The organism is Paenibacillus sabinae T27, assembly GCF_000612505.1.
In the GTDB taxonomy this organism is placed as follows: domain Bacteria; phylum Bacillota; class Bacilli; order Paenibacillales; family Paenibacillaceae; genus Paenibacillus_AQ; species Paenibacillus_AQ sabinae.
On sequence record NZ_CP004078.1, the window covers coordinates 1,926,942 to 1,945,809 of the forward strand.

An 18,868-nucleotide genomic window follows, 5' to 3' on the forward strand; every position below is an offset into this window, starting at 1 on the left:
CCTCCGGTCCGCTAGAGCGGCCGGGGGCTTTTTTTCACGCAAGGGGTATGATGAGAAGGAAGAATATGCTATGCTGTAGAAGATTCATAACCGCATAGCGATTGACACTAGGGGTGCCGCATGGCTGAGACGAACGTGATTGTTCGGACCCTTTGAACCTGATCTGGATTGTACCAGCGTAGGGAAGTGGAGAGTGAATAGCTGCATCCGGGCCTCATCTGAGGTTCGAACCAATCCGCAGTTTTCAGCCGCCTTCCTTCGGGAGGGCGGCTTTTTTGGTGCGATTAACGAAATTTGGAAGGAGAGGATGGCTGTGCATGCGGCACAAGATCCCCTTAACCGGCGTTCCGCTGCTGCGGGCATTAAAGACAGTGATCCCGAGATTCATCTTATTTCCGGCGGCGAGACGCGGCTGGACAAGTTTCTGCTGATTGCGGAAACGGTCCATTCATGGGTTGATTACATCCATTTGCGAGAGAAAGCGTGTACAGCGAATGAGCTGTACCAAGCAGTGAAGGAGATGACACGGCGTGGAGTACCGCTTGCCAAAATCGTCGTGAACGACCGGCTGGATGTCGCGCTGGCTGCGGGAGCCGGCGGCGTCCAGCTTGCGGGACACAGCCTTCCTCCTGCAGCTGCCCGTCCGCATGCACCGGGGCTGCGCATTGGCCGCTCCGTCCATTCTCCGGCGGAGGCGGCCGATGCCGCGGGCGAAGGAGCGGACTACTGCCTCTACGGGCATGTGTACGCCTCGGCCAGCAAGCCGGGCTTACCCGGCCGGGGCCTGGACGGACTCGCGGAAACCGTCCGGACCTGCCCGGTTCCGGTCATCGCGATCGGCGGCATTGAGCCGGGAAATGCAGGGCAAGTTCTCTCCACCGGAGCGGCGGGCATTGCCGTGCTCTCGGGCATTTGCGGCGCCGCCGATCCGGCCGCGGCGGCAATGGCTTACCGAGCCGCGGTCCGGGCGGCCCGGCTTGAAAGGAGGTGAAGGCCATGATGCTGTATATCAACGGCAGCGAGACCCGGCTTGACGAAGCATGCGGGACGCTTGCGGATCTGCTGAGCCGTCCCGAATGGAAGGAACGACGGATGATCGTGGAACTGAATGGGATCATCGTGGGCAAGGACGATTACGGGCAGGTCACGCTGGCCGACGGGGACCGTGTCGAGCTGGTGCATTTTGTGGGAGGAGGCTGAGGTTGAGGTGATTTCCGCCGGAGAGGACAGATATAGCAGACAGGAACGCTTTTATGGAATCGGAATCGAGGGCCAGAGGAAGCTTGAGCAGGCAAATGTGCTTATCATTGGCGCCGGGGCACTTGGCTCTGCATGCGCGGAGACAATGGTACGCTCGGGCGTCGGTAAGGTGACGCTTGTGGACCGGGATTACGTGGAGTGGAGCAACCTGCAGCGGCAAAACCTGTACAGCGAGCAGGATGCGGCGGAGCGGATGCCCAAAGCGGTGGCGGCGGCACGCAGGCTGCGCAGCGTTAATTCCTCCGTAGAGGTCAAAGGAATAGTAGCGGATATTTCAGCAGAGGAGATCGGCCTTTACACGCGGGATATAGACCTTATACTCGATGCGGCGGACAATTTCGAGGTGAGGATGATTGTCAATGATATTGCCGCAAGGGATGAAATTCCCTGGATCTATGGCGCCTGCACCGGCAGCTACGGGATTTCCATGACCATTGTCCCCGGGCAGAGCGCCTGTCTACACTGTCTGCTGGACGGGCTTCCGGCCGGAGGGGATACCTGCGACACGGCGGGTATTATCGGTCCCGCCGTACAGATGACCGCCGCCTATCAGACGGCCGAGGCGCTAAAATGGCTGTCAGGGAACAGCGGCGCGCTCCGCGGAACCCTGGTCTCCTTCGACCTGTGGGCGAACCGCCACTCGTCAGTGGATACCACAAGGCTGAAGCGGGCCGATTGTCCGTCCTGCGGCGACAAGCGGACGTATCCGTATTTGTCGCCGGGCAGCCATTCCAGAACGACCGTGCTCTGCGGGCGGGATACGGTGCAGATTCGCCCGCCAAGTCCGGCGAGACTGGATTTGGAGGAGTGGGAGCGGCGGCTTTCCGCTTACGGCCGGGCCGAGCGCAATCCGTATATGCTTTCACTGACGCTGGAGAAGCACCGTCTGGCGGTCTTTCCCGACGGAAGGGTGCTTGTTCACGGAACGGGAGATCCCGCCGAAGCCCGTTCGCTTTATCACCGCTATTTTGGCTGACCGCTCTATTATCAGGAATGGGAGGATGAAATCATTATGCAGGATGCTTTACATATCGGGGGCAAGGCCCTTTCCAGCCGTTTGTTCATCGGAACCGGCAAATACAACCGCAATACGCTTATACCGGAAGTAATCGCGCGTTCGGGCTCCGAAGTGATTACGGTCGCTCTGCGAAGAGTCGATCCGTCGTCTAAGGAGGAGAATATTCTGAGCCATATTCCGCCGCACATGACCCTGCTGCCGAATACTTCCGGGGCACGGACCGCGGAAGAAGCGGTGCGCATCGCCCGGCTGGCCAGAGCGGCGGGAATGGGGAATTGGGTCAAGATCGAAGTCATCAACGATCAGCGGTACCTGCTGCCCGACAACCTGGAGACAATCCGGGCTACGGAGATTCTGGCCGCCGAAGGTTTTGTCGTCCTTCCTTATATGAGCCCGGACCTGTCAGCGGCGCTGCGGCTAAGAGACGCGGGCGCGGCTGCGGTAATGCCGCTGGGAGCGCCCATCGGAAGCAACCGGGGCCTGCGGACGAAAGAATTGATCGGCATCCTGATCGAAGAGACCGGCCTGCCGATTATTGTGGATGCCGGAATCGGTCGGCCGTCGGAAGCGGCGGAAGCGATGGAGATGGGCGCGGCGGCCGTGCTGTTGAATACGGCGATAGCCACCGCCCGCGATCCGCTCGTCATGGCGGAAGCTTTCCGGGGAGCGGTTGCCGCCGGACGGCAGGCGTATCTAGCCGGGCTTGGAGCGGTCCAGCAGGAGGCGGAAGCTTCTTCGCCATTGACCGGATTCCTGAACGTATAGAAGGGGGGAAGGGAAATGAGCTTCTATGAATCGCTGATGGCGCTGGAGCAGCTGCCTTTTACGGAGCTGTGGAAGGAGTGCGGGCCGGAGGATGTGAAACGGGCGCTTGCCAAGGATAAGCTGGATGAAGAGGATCTGCTTGCCCTGCTGTCGCCTGCCGCGGGACAGCATTTGGAGGAGATGGCGCAGAAAGCGCAGCGCCTCACCCGTACTCATTTCGGTCATGTCATGCAGCTGTTTACCCCGATGTATGTCGCCGACTTTTGCGTCAATCACTGTACGTACTGCAGCTTCAGCTCCATTTATGATTTTCCGCGCAAAAAGCTGACGCTCGAAGAAGTGGAACAGGAAGCGGCGGCGATCGCCTCCACGGGACTTCGCCATATCCTGCTGCTGACGGGGGAATCGCGCCGGGATTCGCCGGTAAGCTACGTTAAAGATTGCGTCACCGTGCTCCGCAAGTATTTCTCCTCCATCGGCATCGAGGTCAATCCGCTGTCCCAGGAGGAATACAAAGAGCTGGCTCATGCGGGAGTGGACGGATTGACCATCTATCAGGAGGTATACCACCGGGAGACCTACGAGAAGCTTCATGTCAAAGGACCGAAGCGGAACTTCCGCGCCCGCCTCGACGCCCCGGAGCGGGGTTGCCAGGCAGGCTTTCGTTCCGTCAATGTCGGCGCGCTGCTCGGCATGTATGACTGGCGGCAGGAGGCCTTCATGGCCGCGATGCATGCGCGCTATCTTCAAGACCGTTATCCCGGCTGTGAAATCGGCCTGTCTCCTCCGCGGTTCCGCCCTTATCTGGGCAGCTTCAACCCGGAATCGGACGTGACCGACCGGGCGCTGGTGCAGATCATTCTGGCATATCGGCTGTTCCTTCCCCGTTCCGGCATTACCTTGTCCACCAGAGAACCCGCCAGGCTCCGCGACCGCCTAGTCCACCTGGGGGTCACCAAAATGTCGGCTGGCGTCTCTACCGAGGTTGGCGGGCATACGGGAGAAGGCGGAACGCCGCAGTTTGAAATTTCGGACAGCCGGGGCGTGCCGGAAATCCGGGAGATGCTGTACCGCAGCGGGCTGCAGCCGGTGTTCAAGGACTGGGATATTCTTGCCGAAAGCAGCATATGATCAACGGGCGCAAGCTAGGCCTATTTCAAGCCAACCTTCTCCTTAGGGCAGGGTTGGCTTGCTGCATTTATCCCTTATCCCAGTAAGTTTATCTCGTATCCCAGTAATCAACCGCAGGCCGCGTGCGAGCCTTCAAACAGCGTAGACAGAGCCGCAGCCTGCTGTCCTGAAGAGCTTCAGCGGATCGGAACCGCAAATACAACATGCAGCCGACCTTGGATGCGCCGGTGTTTCGTAATATAGCCATTGCCATCGAACCAGGCCAGCAGGCCGGAGAGCGAGGGATAACCGTCTTCTTCCGGCAGCGGCGCAGGGTCCCCTTCCGCGAGCATCAAGTCGGCAATGCAGATTCGGCCGTGGGGCTTCAGCACCCGGCGCATTTCCTTGGCGGCCAGTGTCTGCTGCTCCCCAGCAAGATGATGAAAGGCGAAGCTGGATACGGCAAAGTCGAATCTCTCGTCAATGAACGGCAGCGCCAGAAAATTGCCGAGCTTCGTCTTAAGCTTCGGATATTTCCGGCCGCATTGCTTCAGCATTTCCTTCGACTGGTCGACTCCCGTCATGTTCGCGCCTAGCTCCATCAATTTTCCGGCCAGATTGCCGGTTCCCGTGCCGATGTCGAGCCCTTTTTCCCCGGGGACCGGCACCAACCACTCCACTGCCAGCTCCAGGGCCTCTTCATAGCCTGCATATTCGGCGGCACTGCGGACATTCCGATCATGCAGGACGGCCCGGCTGTCATAGTTCCATTTATCTTCCCAGTTGCGGCTCCCCCGCAGTTTGCGCGAAGCTTCGGCCAGCGCGTACAGATCGTCCAGCTTCAAGGCGCCTTCTTTTTTGACCATTTCAATCATCGAATCGGCCGTTTCGATCATGCTCTTGATTTCCAGCCATTTGGCGAACAGCGCGGACCTTTGCAGTTCAAGGTAATACTGAAGCCGCTCGTGATCCCGTCCCTCCCACTCCTGCAGCGCCCTGCGGATATCTTCGACGCTCATGCCCGCCTCCCGCAGTGCGATCACCGTCTGAAGCCGCCACACTTCCTGCTCGCTGAACTCGCGGTACTGATTATTACCTTTTGAGGGGGCGATCAGTCCCTTTTCTTCGTAAAACCGGATGGCCCTGGCCGACAGGCCCAGCTTCTCCGCGATTTCTTTGATTTTCATAGGTTATCCTTTCGTCAACTGAGCTTTCTCTATCATATCAAAAAATGAATACCCCCTTGACCTTCTCCTTGCGGAAAGGTTTATCCTGCGGTTATGAATCGTTCAACCGAAAAGGGAGGCGCAGGAATTGAGCTTTTTGATCAAAAATGTATGGATTATGGATTTGGTTCAGGAACAACCGGTGAAAGGCGATATCCTGATCGAAGGCGAGAAAATCGCCGCAATAGGGGCGAATCTGGACGTAGAGCACGCGGATTCAATCGAGGGTGGCGGCATGCTGGCGATGCCCGGGCTCATCAATGCGCACCAGCATACGCCGATGAGTCTGCTTAGGGGCTTCTCGGACGATTTGAAGCTGATGGACTGGCTGGAGCGAAAAATGCTTCCCGCAGAGGCGCGTATGACGCCGGACGATATCTACTGGGGCGCGCTGCTGTCCATGGCCGAGATGATCCGCTCGGGGACGACGGCTTTTGCCGATATGTACATCCATATGGACGAGATTGCGCGGGCGGTGCAGGAGACGGGAATGCGGGCCGCATTGACCCGGGGGCTTGTGTTTCACGAAGACGACGGGGGAAAAAGAATGACCGAAGCGCTGGATTTAATCCGGCGCTGGGACGGCGCGGCCGAAGGCCGGATAACGGCTATGCTCGGTCCGCATTCGCCGTATCTGTGCCCGCCGGAGCCGCTGAGGGAAGTGGTATCCCTTGCGGAAGCAGAGGATATTCCGGTGCATATCCACCTGGCCGAAACGAAGGAAGAGGTAGCGATCATCCGGCAGAAATACGGGATGACCCCCACGCAGTACCTTTACCATCAGGGGCTGTTTGAAAAATGCCATGTGCTGCTGGCTCACGCCGTTCATCTGAACCGCAGGGACGTGGGGCTTCTGAGGGGCATGCGTGGCGGCGTCTCTCACAACCCGGTTAGCAATCTGAAGCTCGGCTGCGGCATTGCACCGGTAACGGAGATGAGGAATGCGGGCATCACGGTCGGGCTTGGCACGGATGGAGCCGGCAGTGCAACGACACTCGATATGTTTCAGGAAATCCGGGCGGCGGCCTGGCTGCAAAAAGCGGATTATGGCGATCCGGCTCTTCTTCCAGCTGTGGAAGCGCTGCGGATGGCAACGGAAGGAAGCGCTAAGCTGCTGAACCTTGAGGGGAAGACGGGAACGCTGAAAGCCGGGGCCAAAGCCGACCTCATTCTCATTGATCTGGGCAAGCCACATCTGCAGCCCGTCCATCATGCGGCTTCACTACTTGCATACAGCGCTGTGGGCGCCGATGTGGATACGACGATCGTAAACGGCCGAATATTGATGCGGAATCGCCGACTGCTTACGATTGACGAGGAGCAGCTTATGCATGAAGTATCCGGGCGCGCCAAGCGGATTGTGGAGGGAATCTGACAGAATAATGCTTTGAATTTGAAGTAAACCCTTTCGGGTATCCGCCGATATGATATGATAGGTAACGAATAAAAGTAACCAGAAGATCATCGGAACGGAAAGGGGCTTAATAACGATGCAGCGCTTTGAGGACAGTATCTATGATCTGATCGTGGAAACCTCCACCAATTTGCCGGGCGACGTCCGGCGGGCGGTCGCCGCGGGGCGGAGCCTTGAAGACAAGGCCACCCGTTCGGGGCTTGCGCTGACGACGATTGCGCATAATATCGGCATGGCCGAGCGGCAGATTTCGCCTATTTGCCAGGATACGGGCATGCCGACATTTTTCATACATACGCCGGTAGGCGGAAGCCAGCTTGAAATTAAGCGTGACATTCACACTGCCATCGCGAGGGCGACCCGGGACGGCAAGCTGCGGCCGAACTCCGTCGATTCGCTGACCGGACGGAACAGCGGCGACAATCTCGGCGAAGGCACGCCGGTGATTCATTTTGAGCAGTGGGAAGAGGAGCATGTAGAGGTGCGGCTCATTCTTAAAGGAGGCGGCTGCGAGAACAAGAACATCCAGTACAGCCTTCCCGCCGAGCTTGAAGGTCTTGGAAAAGCGGGACGAGACCTGGACGGCATCCGCAAATGCGTTCTTCATGCCGTCTATCAAGCCCAGGGGCAGGGCTGCAGCGCAGGCTTTATCGGAGTGGGGATCGGCGGCGACCGGGCATCCGGCTATGAGCTTGCGAAGCAGCAGCTATTCCGCAAGGTGGACGATATCAATCCGAACCAAGAGTTGCGTGAACTGGAAGAATATATTATGGAGAATGCCAACAAGCTCGGGATCGGTACAATGGGCTTCGGGGGCGAGGTAACGCTGCTCGGCTGCAAGGCCGGGGTGATGAACCGATTACCGGCAAGCTTCTTCGTCTCCGTGGCCTATAACTGCTGGGCGTTCCGCCGACAGGGTGTACTGATCGACGCGGGCAGCGGCGAGATTCGGGAATGGCTGTACGAGCGTGGCACCGGCATTTCGGTAGGAGAGGACGAAGCGGCTGTATCCGCGGCAGCAGATGAAGCCTTGACCGGCGGCGCTGCTTGGGCGGACGGAGCCGCGCCCGCCGAAGAAGCGGCCCACGGCAGCAGTCCTCGCGAGATCCGGCTGACCACGCCGATCAGTGAGGAGGACATCCGGGCCCTGCGCGTGGGCGATGTGGTGATCTTGTCCGGTGATCTGCACACCGGACGCGACGCGCTACATAAGTATCTGACCGATCATGAGTCTCCGGTCGATCTGAACGGGGCGGTCATTTACCACTGCGGTCCCGTTATGCTCAAAGACGAGGAAGGCTGGCATGTGAAGGCTGCCGGCCCGACAACGAGCATTCGCGAGGAGCCGTATCAGGGCGATATCATCAAGAAATTCGGCATCCGAGCGGTTATCGGCAAGGGCGGCATGGGGGCAAAGACCCTTCAGGCGCTCAACGAGCATGGCGGCGTATATCTGAATGCGATCGGCGGAGCGGCCCAGTATTACGCCGAATGCATCAAGAAGGTGGACGGCGTCGATTTTATGGAATTCGGCATCCCCGAGGCGATGTGGCATCTGACGGTGGACGGCTTTGCGGCGATTGTGACGATGGACGCCCACGGAAACAGCCTGCATGCCGATGTGGAGAAGGACTCCGCAGAGAAGCTGGCGCAGTTCCGCGAGGCGGTATTCAAGTAGCCCTGACCGAATATGGGCCTGATCGGAATCATACGACCAATGGAGTGCAGACGTTGAACGTTTGCGCTCCGTTTTTTTAACATTCCCTTTACAATCATGTGCTGGTATTTTTGATAGAATCGGGCTACGATAAAAAGATATCAGTTCAATTCAATAAGAAAGAGGCAAATGCAGCATGAGACCGTTTCGAGTCCGTCTAACGTTTATACTTATGATTTTAATTGGCATTTCCATGATCGGAACGGGCTTCACGATGGCTCATCTGTTCAAGAAATCCCATATTAGCGCACTTGAGGATAACATGTCCCGGGAAATAAATCTGCTGACGGGCACGATGGAATTCCGCGATATGAACGGCAGCGACGCCTACAATTACTATACCGGGCAGGCTCACAGCATCTCCAAGCTCACGAATTCCCGAATCACCTTTATTGCAAAAGACGGCAAAGTTCTCGGCGATTCCGAGAAAAATCCGCAGCTGATGGACAATCATCTGGGCCGCGAGGAAGAAATAATGGCCGCCAAGAATGGGATCGGGCGGGCGATCCGTTACAGCGATACGCTGGATCGGAATATGCTGTATGTGGCCAAAAAGGTATTATCCTCGAACGGCCGTTTCGACGGATATATCCGTCTGTCCATGGGCCTAGATGCGGTTGAAGAGGGATTAAACAGAGCCTGGATCATCATGGCTGGCGGACTTGTTCTGCTGTTTATTGCGGCCGCTTTGGTCAGCTATAGAGTTGCATTCAGTCTTACCTCCCCGCTGGAACAGATTACCCGGGTCGCCCGACGTATTACCGATCTCGATTACGACGCCCGGGTTCCCTTCAAGAGAAAGGATGAAATCGGCCAGCTGGCGAGTGCGATCAATGTAATGGCTGACAGCCTGCAGACCCAGCTCCGTACGATCCGCGATAATGAGAACCTGCTGCAGAGTGTGCTGGACAACATCACCGGCGGTATTTTGCTGGTGGATGCGGAAGGGAAAATCGCGCTGCTCAACAAAGCAGCGGAGAAGATGCTGGATGTAAGGGCGGACGATATGGTCGGCCGTTCCTTCCGGGAACTGAAGCGCCACTATGAGCTGACCCGCATTCTGGAGGAGGGGCTGTCCTGCAGGGAGCCGATTCACGAGGAGCGGAACTTCTATAACTCTGGCGAGCGCATTGTGCGCCTGGACGGCGTGCCGATGACGCAGGACGGAACTTATCAGGGAATGCTCTTCCTGCTTCAGGAAGTGACGGAAATCCGGAGGCTGGAACGGATGCGCAGCGAATTCGTCGCCAATGTCTCGCATGAGCTTAAGACGCCTGTCGCGGCAGTCAAGGGGTTCGCGGAAACTCTGCTCAGTGGCGGAGTGAAGGACGAGAAGACGGCGAACTCTTTTTTGCAAATTATTTATGACGAGAACGAGCGGCTCAACCGCTTGATCGGGGATATTCTGGAGCTGTCCAAGATCGAGTCCAAGCGGGTTCAGCTCGAATGCTCTCCGGTTCATTTGTCATCTTTCTTCGATTCGCTGCTGGAGACGATGAGCAAGGTGGCCGAGAAAAAAAGCATCACCCTGAGCGCGGAAGTGCCGGAGGAGCTGTTCATGGAAGGCGACGAGGACAAGCTCCGGCAAATTTTTCTCAATCTGCTCTCCAATGCAATCAACTATACCCATGAAGGCGGCAATGTAAAAGTAAGAGCGGTCAACCGGCAGAACAAGGACGGCGAGGAAACGGTCGTATTTACAGTCGTCGATACCGGTATGGGCATTCCGCGCAAGGATTTGCCGCGTATATTCGAACGGTTTTACCGGGTAGACAAGGCGAGATCGCGAAGTTCGGGGGGGACCGGTCTCGGGCTGTCGATCGTCAAGCATCTGGTCGAGCTGCACCGGGGAGCGATTTCCGTAGAAAGCGACCTTGGCATCGGAACGACGTTTACTCTGGAGCTGCCGCTTTTGCAGGACAATGCCATTTAAATTAAAATGAGTTTTACACCAGGTTAACATTCCGATGATATGATAGGCTTGTCACAAATTTGGAGGACGGGGGAACCTATGGCACAACGATTACTAGTCATCGAAGACGAACCTACACTGGCCCGGCTGCTGTCGTATAATTTGGTGCAGGAAGGCTACGAGGTCGCGCATGAGGATCATGGAACGACGGGGTATGACCGTGCGGTCAAGGAGCATTTTGATCTGATTGTGCTGGATCTCATGCTGCCGGGGATGAACGGAATTGACATTTTGGACAAACTGCGCGGCCAGGGGATCCGAACGCCCATCATCGTCCTTACGGCCAAGAATACCGAAGATGATGTGGTCCGGGGGCTGAAATCGGGAGCCGATGATTACATGACGAAGCCTTTCGGTGTATCCGAACTGCTCGCACGGGTCAGCGCCGTACTTCGGCGCGTATCCGGCGTTACCGAAGAAGCTCCGGTTACCACGGGAACAACAGGTTCCACCATTATTTTGGGACAGCTGGAAATTTACCCTGAGCGGTACGAGGTTACGTTGGGCGGCCAGAGCATCAATCTGCGCCCCAAAGAATTCGAAGTCCTGCTGTATCTGGCCCGGAAGCCGGGCGTGGTGCTGACAAGGGACGATTTGATGAACGCCGTGTGGGGATTCGATTACATCGGCGGCCAGCGTACGGTGGATGTGCATGTCAGTTCGCTGCGCAAGAAGCTGGAGCTGGACCCCGAATCGGTCCATATCGACTCCATCCGCGGTGTCGGCTACAAGCTGGTTGTCAACAAGCAGAGAACTCCGGTCGTTTAACTAGGCCCGGGGTTCTTTTTTTCTAGGACTTCCTTCACATTTCTTTAACGGAAAGTAAATATTGCCATGACAATCGGCTGATACGCTATGAGCATTAAGGTCATGCGGGAGGAATGGGCGTGCAGTTACTCATATCGGTTGAGGAGAACGAGAACAGACTGGGTGGAACGAAGGGGACCGGAGCAGCAGGCCGGACGGGTACAGACAAGCCTGTGCTAACACAGCAGGAAATGGGACCAAATGATCAGATATCCCGGTATAAAAGCGAAGCTGGGCAGACGGAAGCTGTGTCATCCCTTGAACAGGACCATCCGTCAGGCCGCCCTTTAAACATATCGCTTATGGACTACTGTCTCTCCGTTCCGGAAATCGATCAAGAGCTCGGCTGCTTTGAGGCGCTTGCGGTATTTCGCGACTATCCGAATGCTCCGTGCATTGTCGTAACGGATGGGGAGGGGCGCCCTGTCGGCTTGTTGATGCGAGACGCTTTTCATCGCCATCTGTCGGGAAGGTTCTCCGCGGAATTATTCTATGCTCATCCGGCGTCCCGTTTTGCGGATAAGGAAGCTCTTATGGTTGACAGCAAGGTATCGCCTACCGAGCTGATAGGCCAGGCTTTACGGCGAACGGAAGAGCGGTTTTACGACTGCGTCCTGGTAACGGAGGAAGGAAGACTTAAAGGCGCTCTGACCGTAAGGGATTTAATGGCACTCTCCGGCCGGCTGCAGGATCGGGCGGAGCAGGAGCGCCGCCTGGCCGTGGAAGGCAGCAGTGTTCATGTTGGCGAAATGGAGTCGGCCCTGAAATTAGCGGCATCCGCTGCAGAGGCGGCCCGGGCAGAATGCAGCCGGATGGAGCACTGGATCACGGCCGGCTCCGGGAAGCTGGACCATGTACATAACTCGTATCTGCGTGTCGAGGATCGAATGAATGAACAGCGAAGCCAGGTACAAGAGCTGCTTAATAATGTGTCGGGGATCGCTTCTCTGACGGCAGAGATCAGCGGGATTGCCGAGACCAGCGAGCTGCTTGCGCTGAACGCCTCCATTGAGGCGGCTCATGCCGGGGCGCATGGGCGGGGATTTCAGGTCGTGGCGGGGGAAGTGCGCTCGCTCGCCCATCATACCCGCAGTTTGACGGTCAGCATTTCTTCGCTGCTTGGCAAGATTGGCGAGCTGGCCGCCCGCACGGCGGAGCTTACCGGAGCCGCAGCGGGCGATATCGGCGGCAGTGCGGAGGAAGTGACGGCCGCGAAGGAACTCTTCTCAAACTTGAAATCCGCAGTTTCTACCGTGGAGCAAGCAGATGAGACGGCGTGCCGGTTGGCGCGGGAGAGTGCGGACCGGGCTTTGGAGGTCAAAGGGAGATTGCTTGCGATGAATGATTTTACAGAGCGTTAACAATTCTCTGGACTGGCATTTACAAACAGAGCATATAATAGCTCCGAAGAGTGATGAGAAGGAGACAGACACCTATAATGAAGTCCACAGTTGACATAGAAAAGCAAACCATCATTGATATAGAAAAGCTGGATCTCTACTACGAATCCTTTCATGCGCTCAAGGGCATGGATTTGCAGATACCCGAGAAGGCCGTTACCGCGTTCATCGGGCCGTCCGGCTGCGGGAAATCAACGCTGCTCCGCACCTTGAACCGGATGAACGACATGATTCCGGGAACCCGGATCGAAGGCAAGGTCCTGATCGGGGGCACGGACATTTACGGAGGCGGCATCGAGGTGGAAACCCTGCGCAAGCGGGTAGGCATGGTTTTTCAGCAGCCGAATCCTTTTCCGAAATCGATTTACGATAATGTTGCTTACGGCCCCCGTCTGCACGGCAGCCCTCCTAAGGCTCAGCTTGACGAACTGGTGGAGCAAAGTCTCCGGCAGGCGGCCTTGTGGGACGAAGTCAAAGACTTTTTGAAGAAATCCGCACTGAGCCTGTCCGGCGGACAGCAGCAGCGGTTATGTATTGCCAGAGCGCTTGCCGTACAGCCTGACATCCTGCTGATGGATGAAGCGACCTCGGCGCTTGACCCCGTTTCAACGCAGAAGATCGAAGAGCTGGTTCAGGAGCTGCGGGACCGGTATACTATCGTCATGGTCACGCATAATATGCATCAGGCGGCGAGAGTATCGAACCAGACTGTATTCTTCCTGAACGGCGTGATTGTCGAATCAGCTGACACGGAACAGTTATTCTCGAATCCGAAAGATTCGCGCACCGAAGATTATATTTCCGGCAGATTCGGCTAAATGCGGCTTCCCGTAAGGGAATGCGGTTCTTAGTCTGACGGAAGACCTATAGATTCGAGGAGGAGCCATTACTTTATGATCCGAAGATTGGAATTTGATAAAAACCTTGAGGAGCTCCGGAGCCTTTTGCGTGAAATGGGCGAGCATGTTATCGACGCGCTGGAAGGCGCCGTGCTTTCTCTTCAGCATCAGGATACAACCCGGGCGCAGGAAATCGTCGCAGCTGACGTTCATCTCAATGCGATGGAAGAGAAGATTATGGATATCGGTTCGCGTCTCATCATAACGCAGCAGCCGGTAGCCAAGGATTTGCGAAGAATTATCGTAGCCTTCAAAATATCGAGCGATCTTGAGCGGATGGGAGATCTTGCGCTGGACGTAGCGAAGGTAACCCTGCGCATTCAGGGCCAGGAGCTGATCAAGCCGCTGGTAGATATTCCGCGTATGGCGGAAATTGTCAAGCTCATGACGACGGAAGCGATTACAGCTTATCTGGACGAGAACACCGATCTGGCGCATAAAATGGCGCTGGATGACGATCAGGTCGATCATCTGTACAGCGCGATGATCAATGAGCTGTACTCCTACATGATCAAGAAGCCTGATGCCGTATCCCAGGCGATGCTGCTGACGCTGGTCGGACGGTACATCGAGCGTATCGCTGATCATGCAACCAATATTGGCGAAAGCGTCGTTTATCTGGTAACGGGCAAGCGTCCGGATTTGAACCGGTAGAATCGGCCCGTAAGCGGCGCCGGAAACACGGAACCTATATAAAAGAAGAAAGCGCACCGCTGCCGTCAGGCGGCCGGGCGCTTTCTTCTTTTATATCCCCTTGAAGCCGACGCGGCACTTTGTGGGGCTATGACCATGTGGTAAGATGTTAAGGATAAGCTATTGAAGACGAGGTGCATAATGGACAAGCTGATTCTAATAGATGGAAATAATGTAATTTACCGCGCATTCTTCGCCATGCCTCCGCTGACCAATACGGCGGGCCAGCAGACAAATGCCGTATACGGCTTTACGACGATGCTGCTGCGCCTCATCGAGGAACACAAGCCGAGTCATCTGATCGTCGCTTTCGACGCGGGGAAGATCACCTTCCGGCATGAGGGCTACCAGGAGTACAAAGGGGGACGACAGAAGACTCCGCCGGAGCTGTCGGAGCAGTTCCCCCTGCTGAAGGACCTGCTGCGCGATCTTGGCGTTTCGCAGTTTGAGATCGAGAACTATGAGGCGGATGACATCATTGGCAGCATCTCCCGTCAGGCAGATGAGGCGGGGCGTCAGGTGATGATCGTATCGGGGGATAAGGATATGCTGCAGCTGGCGTCGGAGCATACGACCATCGCGCTGATCCGTAAAGGGGTTACCGATATTGAGCTGTACGGTCCGGAGCAAATCCGTGAAAAATATGATTTGACGCCGCAGCAGATCATCGACCTTAAGGGCCTGATGGGCGATGCGAGTGACAACATTCCCGGCGTGCCGGGTGTCGGTGAGAAGACCGCGCTCAAGCTCCTGCACCAGTTCGGCTCGGTGGAAGGCGTGCTTGCGGGAACAGGCGAGCTGAAAGGCAAAATGAAGGAAAAGCTGGAGGCGCATGCGGAAGACGCCATAATGAGCAAAAAGCTGGCAACCATATTCCGCGAGGTGCCGCTGACGCATTCCTGGGAAGACATGGCCTTTCACGGCCTGAAGAGCGACAGTGCCGGTCCCGCGCTGGCGAAGCTGGAATTCAAGTCGCTGCTGGAGCGGCTGTCTTTGAGCGGGAGCGCTCCTGTGAACGAAGAGACCGCTCCCAAAGCCGTCGACCTGGACATCGTCATTGCAGGCGAAGCGGAGCTTGAAGCGCTTGCGGCCGCGCTCAAGGATGTCAAGGCGCTGCATATCGAGACGAACGGCGAGAACCCGCACCGGGCAGAAGTGATCGGTCTCTCGGTGTCGACGCCGGAGCGGCATTATTTTGTGCCGTTCGAGCTGCTTAAGAGCGAAGCGGCGGCGGCATTGCGCGATTGGCTTGCCGACGAGCAGGCGCCGAAGAACGGCTATGATCTGCACCGTGCCGATTTGGCGCTGCACTGGCAGGGCATTCTTTTTGCCGGAGCGGCGCATGATGTGCAGCTCGCCGCTTACCTGCTCGACCCAACCGAGGCGAACCAGAACCTCAGCGACCTTGTTGCCAAATACGGCCTGCCGCGCCTTGCGCCGGACGAGGAGGTATTTGGCAAGGGAGCGAAATACAAGGTGCCGGAGCTGGACATTCTGAGCGCGCATGTCGCTGCCAAGAGCGCGGCTGTGCTTGGACTTGTGCCGAAGCAGGAGAAGGATTTGGCCGATACAGCCATGCCTAAGCTGTTCCACGATCTCGAAATGCCGCTGTCGCGCATTCTGGCGGACATGGAGAAGCAGGGGATTTCCGTCAACACAGACGGACTTAAGGAGCTGGGACGGGAGTTCGAAGGCACGATCTCCGGTCTTGTTGAGCAAATCTATGAAATCGCCGGCACGGAATTCAATTTGAATTCGACGAAGCAGCTCGGGGAGATTTTGTTCGACAAGCTGGGTCTGCCTGTCATCAAGAAGACGAAGACCGGTTACTCCACAGATGCCGAAGTGCTGGAGAAGCTGGAGCCTTACCATGAAATCGTGCGGAATATTTTGCAGTACCGCACGCTTGCCAAGCTGCAGTCCACCTACGTGGAGGGGCTGCTCAAGGAAATTGCCCCGTCCACGGGCAAGGTCCATACCTTCTACCGCCAGACGATCGCGGCGACCGGACGGCTGAGCAGCCAGTTCCCCAACCTGCAGAACATTCCGATCCGGCTGGAGGAAGGCCGCAAAATCCGTAAAGTTTTCGTGCCCTCCGAGCCGGGCTGGTCGATTCTCGCGGCTGACTATTCGCAGATTGAGCTGCGGGTGCTTGCGCATATTTCGGACGACGCAAGGCTGAAGGAAGCCTTTTTGCATGACATGGATATTCATACCAAGACGGCTATGGACGTATTCGGCGTGCCTGCCGATGCGGTAGACGCCAACATGCGCCGCTCCGCCAAGGCGGTTAATTTCGGGATTGTGTACGGCATCAGCGATTACGGGCTTTCCCAGAACCTGAATATCACCCGGAAGGAAGCCGCAAGATTCATCGAGCAATATTTCGAGGTATTCCAGGGCGTGCGCCGCTACATGGACGAGATTGTCCGGGAAGCGCGCAAATCGGGCTATGTCACCACGCTGCTGGAACGCCGCCGCTACCTGCCCGAGATCAATGCGAGCAACTTCAACCTGCGTTCCTTCGCAGAACGGACAGCGATGAACACACCGATTCAAGGGACCGCTGCCGATATCATCAAGCTGGCGATGATCCATATGGACCAGGCCTTGTTCAAGCAGAGGCTGAAGAGCCGCATGCTGCTGCAGGTACATGACGAATTGGTATTCGAGGTGCCGGAGGAAGAGCTGGAGACGATGAAGAAGCTTGTGCCCGAGGTCATGGAAGGCGCGCTGCAGCTGTCCGTTCCGCTCAAGGCAGAGGTCAGTTACGGGGCAGACTGGTATGAAGCGAAATAAAGGTCCCGCGTCCCCTGCTTATCCGGTATAATGGAGTAGAGGTGAGGACATCATGCCGGAATTACCGGAAGTAGAGACCGTCAAGAGAACACTGAACACCTTGGTGCAAGGAAAAAAGATACACAAAGTCACCGTTCGTCTGCCCCGCATTATCCGGCGGCCGGACGATATTCGAATATTTGAGACGTTACTGGAAGGCCATACGATCGAACGTGTGGAGCGCCGCGGCAAATTTTTGCGCTTTCTGCTGGACGGTCTGGTGCTCGTCTCCCATCTGCGGATGGAAGGGCGGTACGGATTGTTTGCGGCGGGAGAGCCTTTAGATAAGCATACGCATGTTATTTTTTACTTTGACGATGGAACCGAGCTTCGCTATACGGATGTAAGGCAGTTCGGCACGATGGATCTTTTTCTGCCCGGAGAGGATCTTGAGCTCCCCCCGCTGAACAAGCTGGGACTGGAGCCGCTGAGTCCGGAATTTACAATCGAAGCGTTTAAGGATCTGGCTGCCGGGAAAAATACAAAAATCAAGCCCCTGCTGCTCAATCAGGCATATGTGGTCGGCATCGGCAATATTTATGTGGATGAGTCCCTGCATCTGGCCGGCATTCATCCGAAGAGAAGCGCCAAATCCCTCTCCGCAGAGGAACTCAGTCGTCTTCATCAGGCGATTGTCTCTACGCTGTCGGAAGCGGTGAATGCCGGCGGCTCCTCCGTGAAGTCGTACGTGAACGGGCAGGGCGAGAGCGGCTCGTACCAGCATCAGTTGCGGATATACGGGCGCAAAGACGCCATCTGCTACACCTGCGGTTCGAAGGTGGAGAAAAGCGTAGTAGGGGGACGGGGCACCCATTTTTGCCCAAGCTGCCAGCCGCCGCTTTTAACTTGAACCTGATGTTAATACCGGATTGATTTGCGCCGGTTTTCTTCAGATTTCACGATTTTTCATGAAGGTTGACACTCATAGCCCATCCCGCCCATATACTGGGTGAAGAATGCTACAATTGCGAACGGCCGCTTCCCGGTGGTTACGGAGGCGCAGGTTCTTCAACGGGAGGGATTGCGGGTGATCAGCCCCATTTTTTCGCTGCTGCTGCTGGCTTTTGCCCTGAGTCTGGACGGTTTCGGTGTCGGCATTACATACGGATTGCGCAAATTGAAAATACCTCTGCTTTCCGTTCTCATCATCTCGTTCTGTTCCGGTGTTGTGATGTGTGTGTCGATGCAGGTTGGCTCGCTGCTGGCCAAAATCGTTTCACCGCATCTCGCTTCCCTGTTCGGGGCGGTTATCATACTTCTGATGGGCTGCTGGTCTTTGGTGCAGCTGATGATGCAGAAGGAGGGGAAGCCGGATGATGAGGCCGCCCTCGGAACCGTCGCCAAAGACAGCGAGGAGCTTCCGGCTTTGGCGGATGGAGCAGCGAAAGCAGAGCCTGACAGCTCGGCAGTATTTTCCTGGGAGCTTCGAAGACTGGGAATTGTCATTCAAATATTGCGTACGCCGTCTTCAGCCGACATGGACCAATCGGGCAGCATCTCCTCTACAGAGGCGCTCGTTCTGGGCATTGCGCTTTCGCTCGACGCTTTCGGGGCGGGCCTCGGGGCCGCGCTCCTCGGATTTAATCCGCTCTGGACGTCGCTTGTGATCGCCCTGTTCAGCGGCAGCATTCTGGTTCTGGGGCTGAACACGGGACTGCGTTTTGCCGGAAGCGTCTGGATGAAGCGCGCCTCGGTGCTGCCGGCTCTGCTCTTGATTGCCATAGGAATATTGAAGCTGTTATGAGGTGA

16 protein-coding genes and 1 riboswitch are annotated in these 18,868 nt (G+C 56.6%); of the genes, 15 read left to right on the forward strand and 1 reads right to left on the reverse strand.

Going from position 1 to position 18,868, the window contains the following annotated elements; translation table 11 throughout:
• The first annotated feature begins 99 nt into the window (after positions 1-99).
• Positions 100-202: riboswitch (TPP riboswitch) on the forward strand.
• From PSAB_RS08765 to thiH, 5 genes are all read left to right on the forward strand, one after another.
• The gene (locus tag PSAB_RS08765) at positions 194-991 is read left to right on the forward strand and encodes a thiamine phosphate synthase (protein WP_226991781.1); all 798 of its coding nucleotides are present in this window, start codon (positions 194-196) and stop codon (positions 989-991) included. (Overlaps the previous riboswitch by 9 nt.)
• A gap of 5 nt (positions 992-996) precedes the next feature.
• On the forward strand, positions 997-1,200 hold the full coding sequence (gene thiS, locus PSAB_RS08770; protein ID WP_025334204.1) for a sulfur carrier protein ThiS: 204 nt from the start codon (positions 997-999) through the stop codon (positions 1,198-1,200).
• 7 nt (positions 1,201-1,207) lie between these two features.
• Positions 1,208-2,236 carry a ThiF family adenylyltransferase gene (locus PSAB_RS08775; RefSeq protein WP_038595702.1) on the forward strand — a complete coding sequence of 343 codons (1,029 nt, stop codon included), beginning with the start codon at positions 1,208-1,210 and terminating at the stop codon, positions 2,234-2,236.
• A gap of 36 nt (positions 2,237-2,272) precedes the next feature.
• The gene (locus PSAB_RS08780) at positions 2,273-3,043 is read left to right on the forward strand and encodes a thiazole synthase (protein ID WP_025334206.1); all 771 of its coding nucleotides are present in this window, start codon (positions 2,273-2,275) and stop codon (positions 3,041-3,043) included.
• Between the two features lie 15 nt (positions 3,044-3,058).
• Positions 3,059-4,174, forward strand: a complete 1,116-nt coding sequence (gene thiH / locus PSAB_RS08785; protein WP_025334207.1) for a 2-iminoacetate synthase ThiH — start codon at positions 3,059-3,061, stop codon at positions 4,172-4,174.
• 176 nt (positions 4,175-4,350) lie between these two features.
• On the opposite strand, the gene PSAB_RS08790 is transcribed toward thiH, so the two are convergent.
• The gene (locus tag PSAB_RS08790; RefSeq protein ID WP_025334208.1) at positions 4,351-5,340 is read right to left on the reverse strand and encodes a MerR family transcriptional regulator; all 990 of its coding nucleotides are present in this window, start codon (positions 5,338-5,340) and stop codon (positions 4,351-4,353) included.
• Positions 5,341-5,467: 127 nt separating this feature from the next.
• Between PSAB_RS08790 and PSAB_RS08795 the strand changes: the two genes are divergently transcribed.
• The 10 genes from PSAB_RS08795 (at position 5,468) to PSAB_RS08840 (ending at position 18,863) form a co-directional block, all read left to right on the forward strand.
• Positions 5,468-6,754, forward strand: a complete 1,287-nt coding sequence (locus PSAB_RS08795) for an amidohydrolase (RefSeq protein WP_025334209.1) — start codon at positions 5,468-5,470, stop codon at positions 6,752-6,754.
• A gap of 115 nt (positions 6,755-6,869) precedes the next feature.
• Positions 6,870-8,471: a fumarate hydratase gene (locus tag PSAB_RS08800; RefSeq protein WP_025334210.1), complete on the forward strand. Its 1,602-nt coding sequence runs from the start codon at positions 6,870-6,872 to the stop codon at positions 8,469-8,471.
• 175 nt (positions 8,472-8,646) lie between these two features.
• Entirely contained in the window at positions 8,647-10,443 is a 1,797-nt protein-coding gene (pnpS, locus tag PSAB_RS08805; RefSeq protein ID WP_025334211.1) for a two-component system histidine kinase PnpS, read from the forward strand.
• Between the two features lie 78 nt (positions 10,444-10,521).
• A complete protein-coding gene (locus PSAB_RS08810; RefSeq protein WP_025334212.1) occupies positions 10,522-11,250 on the forward strand; it encodes a response regulator transcription factor in 729 nt (242 codons plus the stop codon).
• A 119-nt stretch (positions 11,251-11,369) separates the two neighbouring features.
• Positions 11,370-12,650 (forward strand): methyl-accepting chemotaxis protein, encoded by a 1,281-nt coding sequence (locus PSAB_RS08815; protein ID WP_051529748.1) that lies wholly within the window; start codon positions 11,370-11,372, stop codon positions 12,648-12,650.
• Between the two features lie 77 nt (positions 12,651-12,727).
• Positions 12,728-13,507 carry a phosphate ABC transporter ATP-binding protein PstB gene (gene pstB, locus PSAB_RS08820; protein ID WP_038595706.1) on the forward strand — a complete coding sequence of 260 codons (780 nt, stop codon included), beginning with the start codon at positions 12,728-12,730 and terminating at the stop codon, positions 13,505-13,507.
• 75 nt (positions 13,508-13,582) lie between these two features.
• On the forward strand, positions 13,583-14,242 hold the full coding sequence (gene phoU, locus PSAB_RS08825) for a phosphate signaling complex protein PhoU (protein WP_025334215.1): 660 nt from the start codon (positions 13,583-13,585) through the stop codon (positions 14,240-14,242).
• 180 nt (positions 14,243-14,422) lie between these two features.
• On the forward strand, positions 14,423-17,080 hold the full coding sequence (gene polA, locus PSAB_RS08830; RefSeq protein WP_025334216.1) for a DNA polymerase I: 2,658 nt from the start codon (positions 14,423-14,425) through the stop codon (positions 17,078-17,080).
• 52 nt (positions 17,081-17,132) lie between these two features.
• Complete coding sequence (gene mutM, locus PSAB_RS08835) at positions 17,133-17,969, forward strand: DNA-formamidopyrimidine glycosylase (RefSeq protein WP_025334217.1); 837 nt, start codon at positions 17,133-17,135, stop codon at positions 17,967-17,969.
• Positions 17,970-18,146: 177 nt separating this feature from the next.
• A complete protein-coding gene (locus PSAB_RS08840; protein ID WP_025334218.1) occupies positions 18,147-18,863 on the forward strand; it encodes a manganese efflux pump in 717 nt (238 codons plus the stop codon).
• Positions 18,864-18,868: the final 5 nt, after the last annotated feature.